We start from the raw sequence: 18,409 nt of genomic DNA, 5'->3' as shown, positions 1-18,409 counted from the left end.
TATATAAAAACACCAATTTGATATATCTTTTTAACTATATTATTTATTAATTAATTAAATATTTATTTTTAATTAATAATGATTCCTAAACCAAATGTAATATTTTTATTCTTTGATTTTATTTCCACATACTTTATATTGGCAAAAACCAATTATCCGTGAAAAACTTACTTTTTTATCTGTTATTTATTTTGTACATGCCCAGGTGTTTTGCCCAGGAAACAATTGAACGTAATAACAGGCTTACGGATTCGGTTACGGAAACTTTTGAGGTATTAAAATCAAATAAAGATATTAAACAGGGACTTTACAGGGCTCTTTTTAAGCACAAAACATTAGTAGCAACGGGTAATTATACCAATGATAAAAAAACTGGCATATGGAATTTTTATAAACCCGATAGCAAATTGGTGCAACGATTTAATTATGATAAAAACGAAGTGATTTTTGAATCGGGTTTAGATACACTTTATGATGTTCATTACCTGATAGATCAAAAAATTGAAGATACAGATACAATAACAAGACCCCTGAAAATTGGCGGAGTTTACTATGGGTTAATTCCCTATATGACAGCATTCCAGGTTCCTTTTGATACATTTGAAATCAATACAGATAATTATGATGCCGTAATAGAATTATTGGTTAGTCCGTTAGGACGTCTTGCTGACTATAAGATTCATATTTTTTCTGATTATTATAAATACAAACAGGTCTTTAGTCTGGATGTTAATCTGTTTAGTGAAGAAGACAGGCAATTTGTACCCGCAACCTTAAACAGTAAGCCCATTCTATCAAGGATAATTATTAAGTGTTTTGTTACATCGAAAGGGAAGCTTGATTTTTACTAAAATATATTAACCGCCCCCTCATTATCAAATGCAAAAAGCTCATTATTTTATAATAAAACAATGAGCTTTTTGGTAACGGCTTATTTAATCTGCTACCAAAAAATTGAATAAAGCGCTACTACTATACCGGTAATAATTAATGCGCCGGCTAAAAAGCCTTTAGATGTTTTAAACATTGAAGCATCAATTTCAAGTCCGTTGGTAGTAGTACCACGCGCTGCATCAATTTTCGATATAATGTACATGCCTATTACGCAAATAATAAATACAAAACCCATACGATCGAGGAATGGAATTTCATAAAGCTTAGTCACTTTATCATCCTGAAGAGCCAGCTTTGAGAAACCATAAGGCGATAGGAAGCTAAGATCAGCAAAGCGTGGTAACACTTTAAAGAAACAAGAAAACACAAAACCACCAATAGTAGCAAACATGGCCGCATTTGAAGTAGCCTTTTTCCAGAAGAAGCCCAATATGAACATGGCGAAAATACCCGGAGATACAAAACCCGTGTATTCTTGTATGTATTGGAAACCCTGTTTACCCGCACCCATTAGTGCTTTACCAATTAATTCAGATAAAATTATACCTAATACCATTGCAACCACTACAGACCATTTACCCAATTTAACCAACTTTTTATCTGTCGCCTCCGGATCAATTGCTTTTTTATAGATATCCAGGGTAAATATTGTGGCAATACTATTTGCTTTGCCGGCCAATGAGGCCACAATAGCAGCAGTTAAGGCCGCAAAGGAAAGTCCTTTTAACCCTGATGGCAATAAATTCAACAATGATGGATAGGCTTTATTAGGATCTAAAACCCCCGATGAACTCATCATTTCCTGGTGGAACATACCTTTTTGATATAGCAGATATGCCGCTATACCGGGCAGTACAACAATAACAGGCATCAACAATTTTAGGAAGGCAGCAAATAAAATACCACCGCGGGCAGTTTTTAGATTTGCACCCAACGCCCTCTGTGTGATATACTGATTACATCCCCAATAGTTAAGGTTGGTGATCCACATACCACCTATCAACACAGACAAACCGGGTAAATCCATATAATTTGCATTGTCTTTCTTAAATATCATGTGGAAGTGATCACTCGCCTCTGAACGCAGAATTGTGAAACCGTGCAGTAAACCATGCGTACCTTCTTTCTCACTTAAAAGGGTTAGTGCAAGGTAAGTTGCCATTAAGCCACCGAGAACAAGTACTGCTACTTGTATAACATCGGTATAACCGATAACCTTCATACCACCCAGTGTAATTATTACAGAGAAGATAGCAAGCAACCAGATACACAAGTGAATATCAAGCCCGGAAATACCACTAACTGCCAATGCTCCAAGGTAAAGAATCGACATTAAGTTAACCACAATGTACAGCAACAGCCAGAATATAGCCATTATCATTGCTACTGTGCCGTTATATCGCTGATGCAAAAACTGCGGCATAGTGAATATCTTATTTTTAAGATAAACAGGTATAAAGAATACGGCTACAATAATCAATGTAATGGCAGCCATCCACTCATATGTTGATATTGCCAAACCCATTTTAAACGCTGATCCGCTGGTGCCAATAAATTGTTCGGCAGATATATTGGATGCTATTAATGAAGCGCCAATAGCCCACCAGGTAAGTGAACCTTCTGCTAAAAAATAATCTTTTGAAGTAGCATCGGCATTGTGTTTGCGTTTGTATACCCACCAGCCATAACTGGAAACTATAACGAAGTAAATTAAAAACACGACATAGTCGCTAAAGGAAAGGCTTTTCAAGTTCATTTATTAGGTTAGTTATTGTTTATATGTTGGTTTGACAATTATAAAGTATATAAATCTCTTTTTCAAATTTTTAACTATTCTATTTCAACATCTTTTTTATTTACATACAACTCCATAATAAAATGCAGCAAAAAATGCTCGGCAGGTAACGTTTAAAACCTTTTTAATATGGAAAAAAAGAAGGTTATAGTCAGGGCTCTTAATGAAAGAGAACTTATTTTTAGGACTGTAATGGAGAGGCCAGTTACTTATTTAAATGGCACAAAAAAGCCTTTGACTTTATCTGCATTATGAACAGATAAATCAAAGGCTTTAATTTAAAATTTATTAAATATTGGACGGATTATTAGTGGCCGTGATGGCCATCAGCACCATGTGCATGGCCATGAGATAATTCTTCGGGTGTAGCGGGACGAACGTTAAGGATATTTCCTTTAAAGTGTAATTCCTGGCCCGCCATTGGGTGATTAAGATCAACAATTACTGAATCTTCAGCAACTGAAACTACCTGTCCCTGAAAACGGTTGCCATTGTTATCCTGCAAAGGCAAAACACTACCAATTTCTGGAACTTCAGCACCGTTAAACATCTCTATAGGCAAATTAGCTACTGCTTCTTCATCATATTCGCCGTAAGCGTCTTCGGCAGATAAACGGAACTCGTAAGTGTCACCTGTTGAAAGTTCACTTAAGTTTTCCTCAAACTTTGGCAGCATTTGTCCTGCTCCGAATAAGAAAGTAAGCGGTTGCTCTTCGGTAGCGCTTTCCTGTAATACTTCAGAACCTTCCTGGTCAACATACAGATCGTAAGTTAATGACACTACGTGTTGTGGTTTAATTTTCATTGGAATAATTTTTTCGTTTTTAATTTTCAATCAGCAAAACTCATGAGGTATTTGCTGTTTTAGCCCTGAATTTGTTTTAAGGCATCAATAATATTTAGTGCAGGCAATCCGCAGGTTTTACCTTTACAAATAAATATTTGTGTAGCAGTACCAAACTTATCCTGCAGCAAAGGTAAACTTCCTTTTTTACCACCCAAGATAATTTTGTTTGGGACATAGTTTTTTTCCATTTCTATGCGGATATCTTCAAAATTGTTACCTGTAATGGCTATTTCAAATACCCCAAAAACTTCTTCCAGCAATAACAATACCCAATTTGAATAAGATGATGGATAATTTCCCAGATGTGGTGTAATATTCCTCAATAATTGCGTCGAGATGGTTAAATAGCTTTCATTGTCGAAAAAATGACCCAGTTTACTAAGGTTACGTGCCATTACTGAGTTTGATGATGGCGTAACACTGTCCATAATTTCAGATTTACGGGCTATCAATACTTCATCATCACCTGCGGTGTAATAAAACATGCCTGTTTCTTCGCTATAATAATAAAGGATAGCTAAATCTGCCAGATCTTTTGCCTTTGCAAGCCATTCTTCATCGAAAGTAGCTTCGTATAAAGCAATTAAGGCATCAATAATATTAGCATAATCATCCAAAAACGCTATCTGGTCACCTGCGGTAGCATTAAATACTCTTATTAACCGGCCATCCTTATTTAAAAGATTATTTAAAATAAAATTGACGTTTTTAAAAGCGATATCTAAATATTCAGGCTCATCAAAGGCACGATAAGCATCACATAAGCCTTTTAACATTAATCCATTCCATGAAGCCAGAATTTTGTAATCCAGGCCTGGGCGAATACGTAAGCTGCGAACGTCAAATACTTTTTTTCGATTTATAGCAATCCGATCCAGCAATTCGTTAATCGTTAAACCTAATTTTGCGGCCATCACTTCATCCCTTTCTTTTCGGAATAAAACGTTTGATGCTTCCTCTTCCCAATTCCCATCCTCTGTAATATTATAATAGATGCAGAACAGTTCAGCATCGCCACCCAATATTTCTTCTATTTCTGTTTTAGTGAAAATGTAAAACTTACCCTCTTTCCCTTCGCTATCTGCATCAAGCGCGGAATAAAAGCCGTATTGAGGCGAGATAAGTTCACGCAGGGTAAAATCAACCGTTTCTTCTACTATTTTTTTATAGAGCGGATCCGGGTTCCATGTATAAGCTTCGGCATAAAGACTAATAAGCTGTGCATTATCATACAGCATTTTTTCAAAATGCGGCACATGCCAGCGGCCATCAACCGAATAACGTGCGAAACCACCACCAACGTGGTCATATATACCACCGAAGGCCATTTTGTGTAGGGTTAATTTAACCGCTTTAGCTATGCTTTCATCTTTTAACAGATGTGAGGCCCGCATTAAACTTATCCAGTTATTGGGTACAGGGAATTTGGGAGCCGATCCAAAACCACCTTCAGTATAATCAAAATATTTTTTCCAGTTACTGATTATCGGCTCCAGATCAGCCTTTGCATATGCTGGCTGCTCTTTTACAAATTCAACGAATTCATATTGCTGGATGCCTTGCGTTAACTTTACTGCATAATCTTCTGCCTCTGCAGGCTTTTGTTTATAAAAATCAGCCAGGTTAAACAGCAGGCTTGTCCAGTCGTTTTTGCGAAAATAAGTACCACCGTAAATCGGGCGCTGATCTGGCAGGCAAATACAGTTAAGTGGCCACCCTCCCCTCCCTGTCATTAATTGCACAGCGCTCATATACACCTGGTCAACATCCGGGCGTTCTTCCCTATCAACTTTAATACACACAAAATATTCGTTCATTACTGCTGCCACCTGTTCGTCCTCAAAACTTTCGTGCTCCATTACATGGCACCAGTGGCAGGCAGAGTAACCAATGCTTACCAATATCAGTTTATTCTCTTCCTTTGCTTTTTGCAATGCTTCCGCACCCCATGGATACCAGTTTACAGGATTATTGGCATGTTGCAGCAAATAAGGTGAGGTTGAATTGGCCAAACGATTCATAGTAATTTATTTGGTGGCTAAAATGCAATAATTAACCCGCTTAAAATTAAATCAATTGTAAAGAATAAAAGTTTTACAAAATTCACTATTTCAATTCATGCGTAATTAAATATTAAGGATTTTCTGCTGCCGATAACTGTTGCATACTTCACCAATGTGTAGAGATATTCCACAGTATATCTAATCTACATTATAAATAAAACACTGATTTAAAGAAAGTTACAATAAAAATCCTTTTTTGGCATCATTATGCTTTCATATATACCATATCAAAACTAAGAAAACATGAAAAAACTAATCACTATGATTGCTTTAACTGCAATCGGATTCGGAAGCGTTTATGCACACAGTGCAGTTGCAGCAGTTAAAACAATGCAAACTGATACAACTAAGAAAAAAGTAAAAACTAAAAGGGACTCTACCAAAAAGAAGGATTCCACCATGATGAAACACAGATAATATTTTCATCCACCTAAAAAAAGCCACCTCATAAAATGGGGTGGCTTTTTTTATTGCGCCGTTTAATACTAAAAAACTAATAAGCTTTTATAAAACGATATATCAATATGTGTTTTGTATTTTTGCTATAGTTAATTCTTATAGTTTAATGGTAAAAATATTGCTTGTTGAAGATGACATTACCTTTTCACAGCTACTATTTGGTTTTCTCCAAAAAAACGGATATACCATTGATGCTGTCGCCAATGTTAAGAGCGCTTTAAAGCTTTTAAAGCAACAAAGTTATAACTTGCTCTTGCTTGATTACCGGCTGCCTGATGGTACCGGGCTAGATATATTTAGCAATGCAAGACAAAATGGTCTGAAAATTCCAGCTATTATTATGACTAGTTTTAACGATGTACGCACAGCGGTAAAAGCCATTCAGGCTGGTGCTTTTGATTATATAACCAAGCCGGTAAATCCTGATGAATTAATGATGATCATTAAAAATGCTCTTCATACCGATAAAAAACAACCTATTAATGAAAATACGCCAATAGCCGACTTTATTAGAGGGAAAAGTGCCGATGCTGATAAATTATATGCTTATATTGATGTTGTTGCCCCAACTGATATGGCAGTAGTTATACAGGGAGAAACAGGAACCGGCAAAGAATACGCAGCACGAATAATACACCAGCAAAGTAAACGAAGCCATAAACCTTTTATATCTGTTGATTGTGGGGCGTTATCAAAAGATTTGGCAGCAAGCGAATTATTTGGGCATATTAAAGGTGCTTTTACGGGCGCTGTGACTGATAAAAAAGGGTTATTTGAAGTTGCAGACGGAGGTACTCTTTTTTTAGATGAAGTTGGCAATTTAAATTATGAGGTGCAAATAAAGTTACTGCGAGCCTTGCAAGAAAAATCTATTCATCCACTAGGAGACACCCGGCTGGTTAAGGTTGACGTCCGGATTATTACTGCCACCAACGACGATTTATTAAACAGCGTAAATCAAGGTGATTTTAGGCAGGATCTTTATCACCGCCTCAATGAGTTTAAATTGCAGCTCCCTGCGCTTCGGGATCGCCATAATGATTTGGATTTGTTTATTAATCATTTCATTAAACAATCAAATACCGAGCTTGGGCGCAGCGTACAAAGCATTTCGCCTGAGGCAAGGAAAGTATTGAAACAATATGATTGGCCCGGCAATTTAAGAGAGCTTAGAAATGTAATAAAACGAATGGTTTTGCTTACCCCATCATCAGTTGCAAGCGTTGAATCATTACCTGAGGAAATGCTTTTTACCATTACCTATGCCTCTAAGCCACAATCAGATCTAAAGCTGATCAATGAAGCAAATGAAAAAGAACTAATCCAAAGAACATTGGAAAAGGTAAAATACAATAAGTCAAAAGCGGCTAAACTTCTTAATATTGACCGTAAAACCCTTTATAGCAAAATTGAACGCTATGGCATTGAGGTTTAATTTATGTGGTCGCTAAACTACCTCTGTTGCTATCTCATCTATCAAATAAATAACCCTCAAATGCTTTATTAAATACTGTAATTTATCCGTAAGTATTAAAATGGCATTAATTTGAGTGTCATCAAGCTTTTCCACTTTGCTAAATTCCATTTCTGCCAGCCTGAAATCAGCAGCCAGCTTACCTGCCCCTATTTGTGAAACACGGCCTGCAATGCGGTGCAATAACAAAATAATTTTCCAATTATCCTGATTACCTATACTAATCCTCAATTCTGCAATATCATCAATACAATCTTCAGTAAATCTTTTAAGAATTTTAGTCAACTGGCGTTTATCTCCAAAAGTCATTTTTTCTAACTTACTCAAATCAATTTCTGATTGAAGCAGTTTTTCATCATCAGTCTTTACCTTCGATATTAATGCTAGTAAATCATCAGCTTTAAATGGTTTAATCAGTACTTCATCAAATCCATGGTTTAAAACTGATTCACGTTCCCCGGGTAAAACCTGAGCAGTTAACGCATATATTTTAACATCAGCAGGCATCCGGTTTCTGAGTATCTGACAAAGTTCGGTCCCATTCATTTCTGGCATCCGAATATCAAGAAAAACATGTTTTACATGATTATTAAAATGCGCATTTAATACCTCATTTGGTGAGTTAAAACATTGGTGTTGTATATTGTAATTCTTAAATATACTGCTGCACAATTCAAGGATAAATTTATCATCATCAACTATCCATACTTCATCGTTTGTTACTGTTGAAATATTTTCGGCCTGTTTTTCAACTTCTTTAACTGATTTAATAGCCATTTTATATTTAAGCGAAAAAGTAAAACAGCTACCCTCTCCTGGTTTGCTCTTAACCTCAATATGGCCACCCTGATTTTCAATTAGTATTTTACTAATGGGTAAGCCCAGGCCTGTTCCTCTTAAATTATTTGAGCCAGCCGCATTAACCTGTTCAAACTCATTAAATACCCGTTCAACGTCCTTTTCATTAATGCCAATTCCGGTGTCTAAAATTTCAAAATTGTATTTCAAAAATTGATGGTCTTCCTTCTGCGAAAGGGTTAATTTCACATATCCTTTCTCCGTGAATTTAATCGCATTTCCGAGTATGTTAAATAATATTTGTTTTAAACGAAAAGGATCCCCTTCTACATAATTTATGCAATGCGACTCATAACCAGTAATTAATGCAATGCCTTTTTCATCTGCCTGTAAACTTAATGCCGATATTACTTCTTCCAGCAGTTCAGCCATACAGAATACCTGATTGGAGAAGGTAAATTTTCCTGAAATAATTCTATTATAATCAAGCACTTCATTAACAATTTGCATTAAATGGGCCGATGATTTGGCTATTGCGTCAATTTCTTTTTTGTGAGGATGTTCCTGTTGTTTAATCAGCTCTGTATACCCAATAATGGATTGAAGAGGTGTGCGGATTTCATGACTCATGTTTGAAAGAAAACGATGTTTTGCCTGGCCATGATATTCCGCCTCATCCCTGGCTTTCTCCAACTCTTTTCTGTAGCGATTGCTTTTGGTTATATCAGCCCAAATAAAATACACCAAAACAACGGTAAGCATAAAAAACACCACAATAATTATGCTGATGCGAGTAATGGTGGTAGTAACTACGTTTTTTGCCTCGGTATTATTTAATTGAATTTGAGCAAGTGATTCTGTTTGTACCTTTTTAATAATGGCAAGTATTTGGCGCACAAGCTTATTGTTTGCCTTAGTTAAACCCGTTTCTTTGTTTATAAACTGAGCACTTTTCCGGAGTTGTGTTTTTTCGAGAATGTGCATGGCTTGTCCCATTCCCTTAATGATACTATCCTGAATTGCTTTTGAAAGTGTATCATGTTTAACGTTCAACTCTTCGTCAACAACTTTGTACGAAGTGTTATTTTGAATTTGAGGCTGTTTTTTCTTTCCAAAAAGCTTGCCCAAAAATCCGCGCTTATCTTTTATGGTATCTTTAACTTCTTCGGGAAAAATAGTTGTTGTTGAGGTCTTTTTTTCTGTTATTGTAACAGTACTATCGTTTTCCCGGGCACTTTTATTAACCAGCCTATTAAGCATTTTAATCTGGTTTGAAAACGAAGTATTATTTACAAGACCGGCTCTGACTTTCAGGTAATTAATAAAAAGCTTATCGCGGTCAATTAACAATCTTTTTAATGAGTTGAGTCTTTTGGTCTGTGCTTCATCCCCCGCATAAACAGTTTTTAGAGTGTCTATTGTCCATAATAATTTTTTTGTTTCTGAAAAAGAACTGTAATAGCTGGTGGGATTATCTAATAAATTTGTTTTTTGTACCTGATCAAGCTTGGCCACCCTATGAGTAAGTTCATTTACTAAACGCATTTTTTCATAAGGCGATGACATTTTTTCAACTGCACCCAGCATCTGCTTAAACGCAATTCTGCTTATTCCCCATGCCGAAAGCAAAGCAAAACAAGCCAGAAAGGAAGCTATAATTATTTTCCCTTTGGTTGAACTTAAAAAAGCTGTTTTTATATAATTAACCATATTTACGCTTCAAATACAACAAAACAATGCGGAATAGTTTGCAATTAGGGGCAAATAAAACAGGGGTATTTTTATTATAGCAGCTTTTTATCTATCATCATCTTTACAAATGATAAACAAAGTTTTGCAAGGCCGTTTTAAACATACAACGGCCATAGTTTATTTAAATTTTACTTTTAACCTTAAAAAATCAAAAACACTTTTCATTGAAGCCTCAATAATTCATCATATCATTTTGCTTACAATTATCGAATTCATAATTTATTTGGTTAATTTGCCCTGTAAAATATGAACAAATAAAAAATGCACCATTCAAAATTAAATTATTTACTAAGTGCGTTGGGTTTACTCCTAATCACGGCGACAACAGCGTCGGCACAAACACAAGCCGATTCTATAAAATATAACCACCTGGATGTTTTTGATTCCACACCATGGCCGGTTACAACTGGTGATACCAGATCGGCAAGCGGACAGCCGGGCCAGCACTATTGGCAAAATCGTGCCGATTACTTGATAAAAGCTAATTTAACTGAAGCAGATAAGGACACTACCATTACCGGAGAAGTAACCATTTCTTACACCAATAACAGCCCTGATAATCTGGATTATTTATGGCTGCAACTTGACCAGAATCTTTTCAAACCTGATTCACGCGGAGCAGCAACTACTCCAATTGGTGGCGACCGTTTTGATGTTAAGGGTTTTAATCGTGGAGGTTACCATATTGAATCGGTTTCAGTTACTTACAAAGGCCAAACTTATAAAGTTGACCCAATAATTACTGATGCCCGTATGCAGGTGCGCTTAAATACCCCAATGGGTCCAAAAGGCGAAAAAATACAGGTAAAAGTTAATTATAGCTTCTCTATTCCTTTTTACGGAGCTGACAGAATGGGCCGCAAGAAATTTAAAGATGGCTATGTATACGAACTTGCTCAGTGGTATCCACGCATGTGTGTGTATGATGACGTTGAAGGATGGAACACACTGCCTTATATGGGCTTAGGTGAGTTTTATTGCGATTATGGGGACTATGACTACTACGTTACTGCCCCGGCAGATATGACTGTTGCAGGCTCTGGCGATTTACAAAATGGCGCACAGGTTTTAACTGCTACCCAGCAAAGCCGTTTAGCAGAAGCGCGTAACAGCGATAAAACAGTGATGATTATTAAACCGGAAGAAGTTAATGATCCTGCAACCCATCCATTTAAAGGTTCTTTAACCTGGCACTTTAAAATGCTGAATACCCGTGATGTATCATGGGCAGCATCAAAAGCATTTATCTGGGACGCTGCAAGGGTTAATTTCCCATCAGGTCGTAAAGGTATTGCTATGAGTACCTACCCTGTTGAAAGTTCTGGTAATGATTCATGGGGCCGTTCAACTGAATATCTAAAAAATAGCATGGAAATTTATTCAAAAGAATATTTTGAGTATCCATGGAACTCGGCAGTAAGTGTGTCTGGTGTTGCCTTAGGTATGGAATACCCCGGTATTATATTTTGCTTAAGTAACTTAAAAAATGCCGGCCTATGGGGTGATATTACCCACGAAATTGGGCACAACTGGTTCCCTATGATTGTAGGTTCAAATGAGCGTAAATATATGTGGATGGATGAAGGTTTCAATACTTTCATTAATGAATACGCTACACAGCAATTTAACAATGGCGAATATTACAATAGCAAAACCAGAATGGCTAACGGCATTGCCCGTATGATGACCAGAGCAAAAGACCCACTAATGGTAGCTCCCGAAGCTATTAACGATTACGGCCAGTATTATACCAAAACCGCTTTAGGTTTGGATATGTTGCGCAACGTGGTTTTAGGTCCTGATCGTTTTGATTATGCTTTCCACGAATACGTAAAACACTGGGCATTTAAACACCCGCTGCCATACGATTTTTTCAGAGCGATGAATGATGCTTCAGGTGAGGATTTAAACTGGTTCTTTAAACCATGGTTCTTTACTACCTGGAAACTTGATCAGGCAGTTGAATCAGTAAAATATGTAAAGGATGATGCATCTAATGGCGCTTTGATCACTTTATTAAATAAAGAAAAAATGGCTATGCCAGTTACCCTGAAAATTACCCAGGCCAATGGCAAAACTGAAACCATTAATCTGCCGGTAAATATTTGGCAACGTGCGGGCGAATGGACATTTGTTTACCCTTCAACCTCTGCTATTCAATCTATAGAACTCGACCCTGACCATCAGTTACCTGATGTTGACAGGAAGAATAATGTTTGGAGCGGAAAATAATTATTGATTTAGGAATTTTAAAATTCATTAAAAAGACCTGCTTTGATCAAAGCAGGTCTTTTTTTTACATTATTCTCACCGTGAACAATTTTGACTAGCCGGGTACTTTAGGATTACGAAATTCCTTTCCCGTTTCACCTCAAAACCCTAATTTCGCCCTAATAGAAAAAAGGGAGACGATTTGGATTATTTACAGGGATTAAATCCGGAGCAACAGGCTGCGGTAAAACAGATTAACGGGCCGGTAATGATTATTGCAGGCGCAGGATCAGGAAAAACAAGGGTTATTACTTTTAGAGTGGCACATTTAATCCGCAATGGGGTTGATGCATTCAATATATTGGTACTAACCTTTACCAACAAAGCCGCCCGCGAAATGCGCGAGCGTATTAATCATTTAGTTGGCCCCGACGCCAAAAATATATGGATGGGAACCTTTCACTCTGTTTTTGCAAAGTTACTGAGGGTGGAGGCGGATAAAATTGGCTATCCGAATAACTTTACCATTTACGATACTGATGATAGCAAAAGTGTACTAAGGGCTATCTTAAAAGAAATGAATCTGGACGATAAACTATATAGTCCAAACTTCGTTTACAGTCGTATATCAGCAGCAAAAAACAACTTGGTTTCCTGGCAAGAGTATCAGAAAAACGAACAAATACAAGCAGATGACTTTTCAAGTGGCCGTGGACAGTTGGGCGTAATTTATCAAAATTATGCTACCCGTTGCTATCGCGCCGGCGCTATGGATTTCGATGATTTACTTTTTAAAACTAACGAGCTCCTTAAAAATTACCCCGAAGTGCTTAACAAGTATCAGCATAAATTCAAATACCTTATGGTGGATGAGTATCAGGATACTAACTTCTCACAATACTTAATAGTAAAAAGACTTGCGGCAGTAAACGAAAATATTTGCGTAGTTGGTGACGATGCACAAAGTATTTATGCATTCCGCGGTGCCAATATTCAGAATATCCTCAACTTTGAAAAAGATTATCCTGACCTTAAAGTATTTAAGCTCGAACAAAATTACCGTTCTACTCAAAACATTGTAAATGTTGCAAACAGTATTATATCCAACAATAAAGAGCAGCTTAAAAAAAATGTATTTTCAGAGAAAGAAGCCGGCGATAAAATAAAGGTAATGCGCGCCTTCAGTGATAACGAAGAAGGTAAGCTTGTAGCTGAATCTATTATGCAGGAACGGAGCACCAGGGGCTTAAAATGGCATGATTTTGCCATTCTTTACCGCACCAATGCCCAATCACGCTCAATGGAAGAGGCTCTGCGTAAAATGGGTACTCCTTACAAAATTTATGGGGGATTGTCATTTTATCAGCGCAAGGAAATAAAGGACTTAATCGCTTACTTCAGGCTTACTTTTAATCCAAGTGATGAAGAAGCATTAAAGAGGGTTATTAACTATCCACGCCGGGGTATTGGCGATACCACAGTTGATCGTATTATTGTTAGTGCCGATCAGCATCAGATAACGCCATTTGAAGTAATTATTAATCCATCAAAATATCTAGATGGACGGACATCAGCTTCTGTGGGAGCATTTGCTACCATGATTCAAAGCTTCCAGGTAATTACAAAAACACAAACAGCTTACGAATCGGCTCTGCACATTGCACAGCATTCAGGGCTCCTTAAGGATCTGTATGAAGATAAGTCTGTTGAAGGATTAAACAGGTATGAGAATATACAGGAATTATTAAATGGTATAAAAGAGTTTTCAGAAAGAGAGGACATTGAAGAAAGAGGTTTGGATGTTTTTATGCAGGATGTTGCTTTATTAACAAATGACGATAAGGATAATAATGCAAATGCTGATACTGTTTCATTAATGACAATACATTCATCCAAAGGGCTGGAATTTCCACAAGTTTATGTAGTTGGATTGGAAGAAAATCTTTTCCCGTCACAAATGTCACTTAATTCACGAACTGACCTTGAAGAGGAACGCCGGTTATTTTATGTTGCCACAACACGAGCCGAAAACAAATTAACTTTAAGCTACGCCACTTCCCGGTTTAAATTTGGCACGCTGATTAGTTGCGAACCAAGCCGTTTTCTTGATGAAATTGACGCAAGGTATCTGGATCTGGATCTTACTGCAAAACCCGTTACCGGAAATGATGCGTTTTTTAGTGATGAAAGGACCGCCTGGAGTAAAGGGAATGATACTTTTTCGAAACCTAAACAACCAACAGTAAAAACAACCTCTATTTTAGCGAAAGCACATGTACCATCAGCAGGTTTTGCACCTTCTGATACAAGCAACTTACAGGTTGGTATGGATGTTGAGCACGAAAGATTCGGATTTGGAAAAGTTATAAGTCTTGAAGGCAATAAACCAGATATAAAAGCAACCATTTTCTTTAAAGAAATTGGTCAAAAACAACTGCTTCTAAAGTTTGCAAAACTGAGGATTATAAAAATACAATGAAAAAAATACCCATTTTTCGTGGAATTTATTCCCCAGTTTTTTATTAAGATATTTATTAACTCACTTATTTGCGTTTTTTGCCCATTAATTAAAATGGCACAAATTTTGAAATGCTTTTAGTCCTAATATATCTTAAGAAAACTATTGAGAACAAACCTTATGAATGAAAATCAAAAAAAGAAGACCAATAAATCCGTTGGTAAGAACATTAGAACTATTCGTCATCAACGCGGTTGGAGCCAGGAAGATGTTGCTAACCGTTTAGGAATTTCAATCCCTGCTTTTTCAAAAATTGAAACTGGTGTTACAGACATCAACTTATCCCGCCTTGAACAAATTGCAAACATCTATGAAGTTAATGTAATTAACTTACTTGCACTTGATGCTGAAGAAAGCGAACCACAGGTATCCAATTTGAGTATTGCCCAAAAGAAAATTGTTGACCGTGAAGCAGAAATTGCAAATTTACAACGTAAAGTAATATTACTTTATGAAGAATTACGCAACAAAACAACTGCTATAGTTTAGCGTCAGATTAAATAATCTGTTCATTAAATATGACACTTTTGTCTTCTCATTTATGCGTAGACAAGGTGCCTATTTTCTTTTTTTGATGAATTGAACCCTCATTACCACTATAAACTATTGGTAATGAGCACAAATCACCACTTCAATGATTACTTTGGAGTAAGAATTGTATTTGACATAATACATTAATCTATGAATTATGTCAAACTATTTAATCTCAATTTCAAATAATGAAGCATTAAAGAACGGAACTATCCACGATCCGGAAAGCAAGCTTAAGGTAAAAGTATATAACTTATTAAAATCACATTTTAAACCCAGTAAGGGTGAGGTTAGATTTTTTGTAACTGCAGGCGAGGAAACACTTGCTTTTGAAACAAAAGGGTATAAGCGGCACAGAAAGTTACTTATCCTCCAAATGATATCATGGTATTGTATCTATCTAGGATTAATAGAAGCTCAAATCCACTCATCCTTACCTATATAAATAAACTTACAGATATAATTATGGGTGCCAGAAATGGCCATAACACTTTTAAACTAAAGAGGGATATTCAATTAAAATCCTATCCGCCCGGGGTCATGTAACATATCGCTCATTTCGATAATTTTATCATCGATTTCGCTTACACACTTATTCATCATTCTGATGCATTCATGCTGATCCACCAAGCCCTCCTTTTCAAGATTCATTAATCCCTTAAGAGTTGCGATTGGCCCTCTGATTTGGTGCGATAAATAGGATGAATATTCTGAAAGCTTCTTATTTTTTACCTGTAAGTCTTTGGTCCGCTCATCTATAATTTCTTCCAGATGATGATTTATTCTGTCCAGGTTGTCTTTTTGCCTTGAAACTTCTGCATTTAGGTTAGTTAGCTGTATATTAGTTTTAGCCTTACGCTTCACATTACTTATCAGGATACCCACTAGCACCAATAATAAACCTAAAACAATTGTAACGCCCCAAAACCTTATACGATCATATTTCTGGCGTTGTAACAATATTTCGTTTTCCCTTTCACGGGCCTGTTGTTTTACTTGCTCCTGTATTAAATTAATTTGTGTTGAAGTATTTTGTTTATAAACTGCACTGTCCTGCCTGTAAATATCATGCAGAATGTTTAATGCCTTCTCGTAATTCTTTCTCTTATATTCCAGTTCGTAACTGGTTAATTTAAAATCAGATAGTGTTTTCTCATTTTTAATGATATTTGAAAAAGTAACCCCTTCGTCTATTGCCTTTTCAGCAGCATCAAATTGATTCTTTTTCATATATAACTCAGCAAGACTCAGGTCAATACGTGCTACAGGATCATTTAAATCCAGCTCTTTTGCTTTTTTATTGGCAGAAAGCAAAAAGGCCTCGGCTAAATCCATCTCATTAAGAGACAAATAAATTACACCTTTATTTTGCATGCAAGTTATAAGGTTTACAGTATCCTTTAAAGCTATATATAAATCATTGCTCTTGTTATAATAATTTAATGCCAGATTATAGCGCTTTTTGCTATAGTAAGCATTACCTATATTTAGGTATATCGGAGCTATTAATTTATTATCAGACAGCCTCTTTGCAATTCCAAGTGCCTTTTCAAAGTAATCCAGTGCACGGTCATAATCATTATCTCTGTACAAGTTGCCAATATTATTATATACCTTTCCTTCCCCATTCAAATCATTAAGTTTGGTAAAGAGATTAAGTGCAGTTAAATAATTATCAATAGCTTTTACTGATTGATTCAGATAGTAATTTCCTATCCCCATAACTCGCCAAGACTCGGCTATACCTGCAGTATAATTTATCTTTTGCGCCAAGGCTAAGGCTTTACCTGCATCTTTAACAGTTTGTTCAGGGTCTGTTAAACGCATAGAAAAACCACGCTTAGTCAGTTTAATAACCTCATTACTATCCAAACCTGAATTATCTCCAATATTTTTCGCTCTGGCTAAAAACGCAAGACAAACCAAAAGCATTAACAATAAAGATTTCTTCATTAATATATTATTACGTTTAAATGGATAGAAAGTTATAATTAAGATTTTTTTAATTATGATGTGAATTTTCTAGCGGTGCAAATTATCAAACTATTGGGTTTAATCAAACTTTTTTAATAAGCAGTTAAAAAAAACTCTCATTTTAAGTGTCAATTATTTTGCCAATTAAAAAAGTTATTTATATTTGTTATTGATAAATTATTGAACATTGACAAGTTAATTACATTTTTTAAAAATTGAGTTTAAGCCCTTTTTATTTACTTTAATAAAACAGTATTTATTAAAGCAAATTTCAATTTTTTTTAAACCTAAAGCTTAACAATCAATTATTTTACAAATTTGTTCTTAACAATTCCATTTCAATACTTTTTTTTATTTTAATTTCAAGCAATAGTCTTTTTGGTTATTGCCGTTTTTTCATTTTAGTTATTTGAAAAAAATTTAAAACCCCCTTAAAAACATTAATTAGTATTTAAGGATAGAACTTTTTTTTAAAAAATATTCGTAAAAATAAATAAAATAATAATTAATTTGTTAATTTACAAGACAAAAACAACACTATTCTTAAAGTATAAGCAATTTATTTAACACTCAATATGAAAAAAGCATTATTTCCAGCAGTATTTATTTTAGGCTCAATTATAGCAATATCAACATCTGCACAAACTAAAAGTTTAACAAATACTGCTAATTCAGAAATAGTTTCCATTGGTAAAAAAAACCAAACCGGTAGCGGGGATTTAATACCCGAAAAACATAAAACCGGTAGCGGTGATTTTTCTGGTGACAAAAACACAACCGGTAGCGGCGATCTGATGGGCGAAAAACATACAACTGGTAGTGGTGACTTGTCTGGTGACAAAAACACAACCGGTAGCGGCGACTTTTCTGGTGATAAAAACACAACCGGTAGCGGTGATCTGATGGGCGAAAAACATACAACTGGCAGTGGTGACTTATCTGGTGACAAAAACACAACAGGTAGCGGTGATCTGATGGGCGAAAAACATACAACTGGCAGTGGTGACCTATCTGGTGACAAAAACACAACCGGTAGTGGTGATCTGATGAGCGAAAAGCATACCACTGGTAGTGGTGACCTATCTGGTGACAA

The 18,409-nt window shown here is 35.9% G+C and carries 13 protein-coding genes; 8 read left to right on the top strand and 5 right to left on the bottom strand.

The genetic code is table 11. The annotated features are described in order from the left end of the window. The first annotated feature begins 158 nt into the window (after positions 1 to 158). Positions 159 to 851 (top strand): toxin-antitoxin system YwqK family antitoxin, encoded by a 693-nt coding sequence (locus JN11_RS02625; protein WP_144909335.1) that lies wholly within the window; start codon positions 159 to 161, stop codon positions 849 to 851. A gap of 92 nt (positions 852 to 943) precedes the next feature. Here the strand turns inward: JN11_RS02625 and JN11_RS02620 are convergent, their stop codons facing one another. From JN11_RS02620 to JN11_RS02610, 3 genes are all read right to left on the bottom strand, one after another. Then, entirely contained in the window at positions 944 to 2,644 is a 1,701-nt protein-coding gene (locus tag JN11_RS02620) for a sodium/sugar symporter (RefSeq protein ID WP_211360628.1), read from the bottom strand. A 352-nt stretch (positions 2,645 to 2,996) separates the two neighbouring features. Then, positions 2,997 to 3,494, bottom strand: a complete 498-nt coding sequence (locus JN11_RS02615; RefSeq protein ID WP_144909331.1) for an FKBP-type peptidyl-prolyl cis-trans isomerase — start codon at positions 3,492 to 3,494, stop codon at positions 2,997 to 2,999. A 59-nt stretch (positions 3,495 to 3,553) separates the two neighbouring features. Next, positions 3,554 to 5,557, bottom strand: a complete 2,004-nt coding sequence (locus JN11_RS02610) for a thioredoxin domain-containing protein (RefSeq protein ID WP_144909330.1) — start codon at positions 5,555 to 5,557, stop codon at positions 3,554 to 3,556. Positions 5,558 to 5,842: 285 nt separating this feature from the next. Here JN11_RS02610 and JN11_RS24345 point away from each other — a divergent pair, with 285 nt between their 5' ends. Together JN11_RS24345 and JN11_RS02605 are read left to right on the top strand one after the other, a co-directional pair. Further along, positions 5,843 to 6,016, top strand: a complete 174-nt coding sequence (locus JN11_RS24345; protein WP_170227675.1) for a hypothetical protein — start codon at positions 5,843 to 5,845, stop codon at positions 6,014 to 6,016. 148 nt (positions 6,017 to 6,164) lie between these two features. Continuing rightward, a complete protein-coding gene (locus JN11_RS02605; protein WP_144909328.1) occupies positions 6,165 to 7,493 on the top strand; it encodes a sigma-54-dependent transcriptional regulator in 1,329 nt (442 codons plus the stop codon). 12 nt (positions 7,494 to 7,505) lie between these two features. Here JN11_RS02605 and JN11_RS02600 read toward each other — a convergent pair whose 3' ends face one another. Next, on the bottom strand, positions 7,506 to 10,040 hold the full coding sequence (locus JN11_RS02600) for an ATP-binding protein (RefSeq protein ID WP_144909326.1): 2,535 nt from the start codon (positions 10,038 to 10,040) through the stop codon (positions 7,506 to 7,508). 303 nt (positions 10,041 to 10,343) lie between these two features. Here JN11_RS02600 and JN11_RS02595 point away from each other — a divergent pair, with 303 nt between their 5' ends. The 4 genes from JN11_RS02595 (at position 10,344) to JN11_RS02580 (ending at position 15,787) form a co-directional block, all read left to right on the top strand. Next, positions 10,344 to 12,314: a M1 family metallopeptidase gene (locus JN11_RS02595; RefSeq protein WP_144909324.1), complete on the top strand. Its 1,971-nt coding sequence runs from the start codon at positions 10,344 to 10,346 to the stop codon at positions 12,312 to 12,314. Positions 12,315 to 12,495: 181 nt separating this feature from the next. Next, complete coding sequence (locus tag JN11_RS02590; RefSeq protein WP_144909322.1) at positions 12,496 to 14,772, top strand: ATP-dependent helicase; 2,277 nt, start codon at positions 12,496 to 12,498, stop codon at positions 14,770 to 14,772. Positions 14,773 to 14,931: 159 nt separating this feature from the next. Further along, positions 14,932 to 15,300, top strand: coding sequence for a helix-turn-helix domain-containing protein (locus JN11_RS02585; RefSeq protein ID WP_144909320.1), 369 nt, complete (start codon positions 14,932 to 14,934; stop codon positions 15,298 to 15,300). Between the two features lie 199 nt (positions 15,301 to 15,499). Beyond that, positions 15,500 to 15,787, top strand: coding sequence for a hypothetical protein (locus JN11_RS02580; protein WP_144909318.1), 288 nt, complete (start codon positions 15,500 to 15,502; stop codon positions 15,785 to 15,787). Positions 15,788 to 15,858: 71 nt separating this feature from the next. Here the strand turns inward: JN11_RS02580 and JN11_RS02575 are convergent, their stop codons facing one another. Further along, positions 15,859 to 17,295 carry a tetratricopeptide repeat protein gene (locus JN11_RS02575; RefSeq protein WP_144909316.1) on the bottom strand — a complete coding sequence of 479 codons (1,437 nt, stop codon included), beginning with the start codon at positions 17,293 to 17,295 and terminating at the stop codon, positions 15,859 to 15,861. 596 nt (positions 17,296 to 17,891) lie between these two features. Between JN11_RS02575 and JN11_RS24340 the strand changes: the two genes are divergently transcribed. Continuing rightward, the coding region (locus JN11_RS24340) for a hypothetical protein (RefSeq protein ID WP_211360617.1) at positions 17,892 to 18,409 on the top strand (518 nt) is incomplete at its 3' end.

Origin of the sequence: Mucilaginibacter frigoritolerans (assembly GCF_007830615.1) — a bacterium.
In the GTDB taxonomy this organism is placed as follows: domain Bacteria; phylum Bacteroidota; class Bacteroidia; order Sphingobacteriales; family Sphingobacteriaceae; genus Mucilaginibacter; species Mucilaginibacter frigoritolerans.
This window is presented reverse-complemented; position numbering and strand designations above follow the sequence as displayed.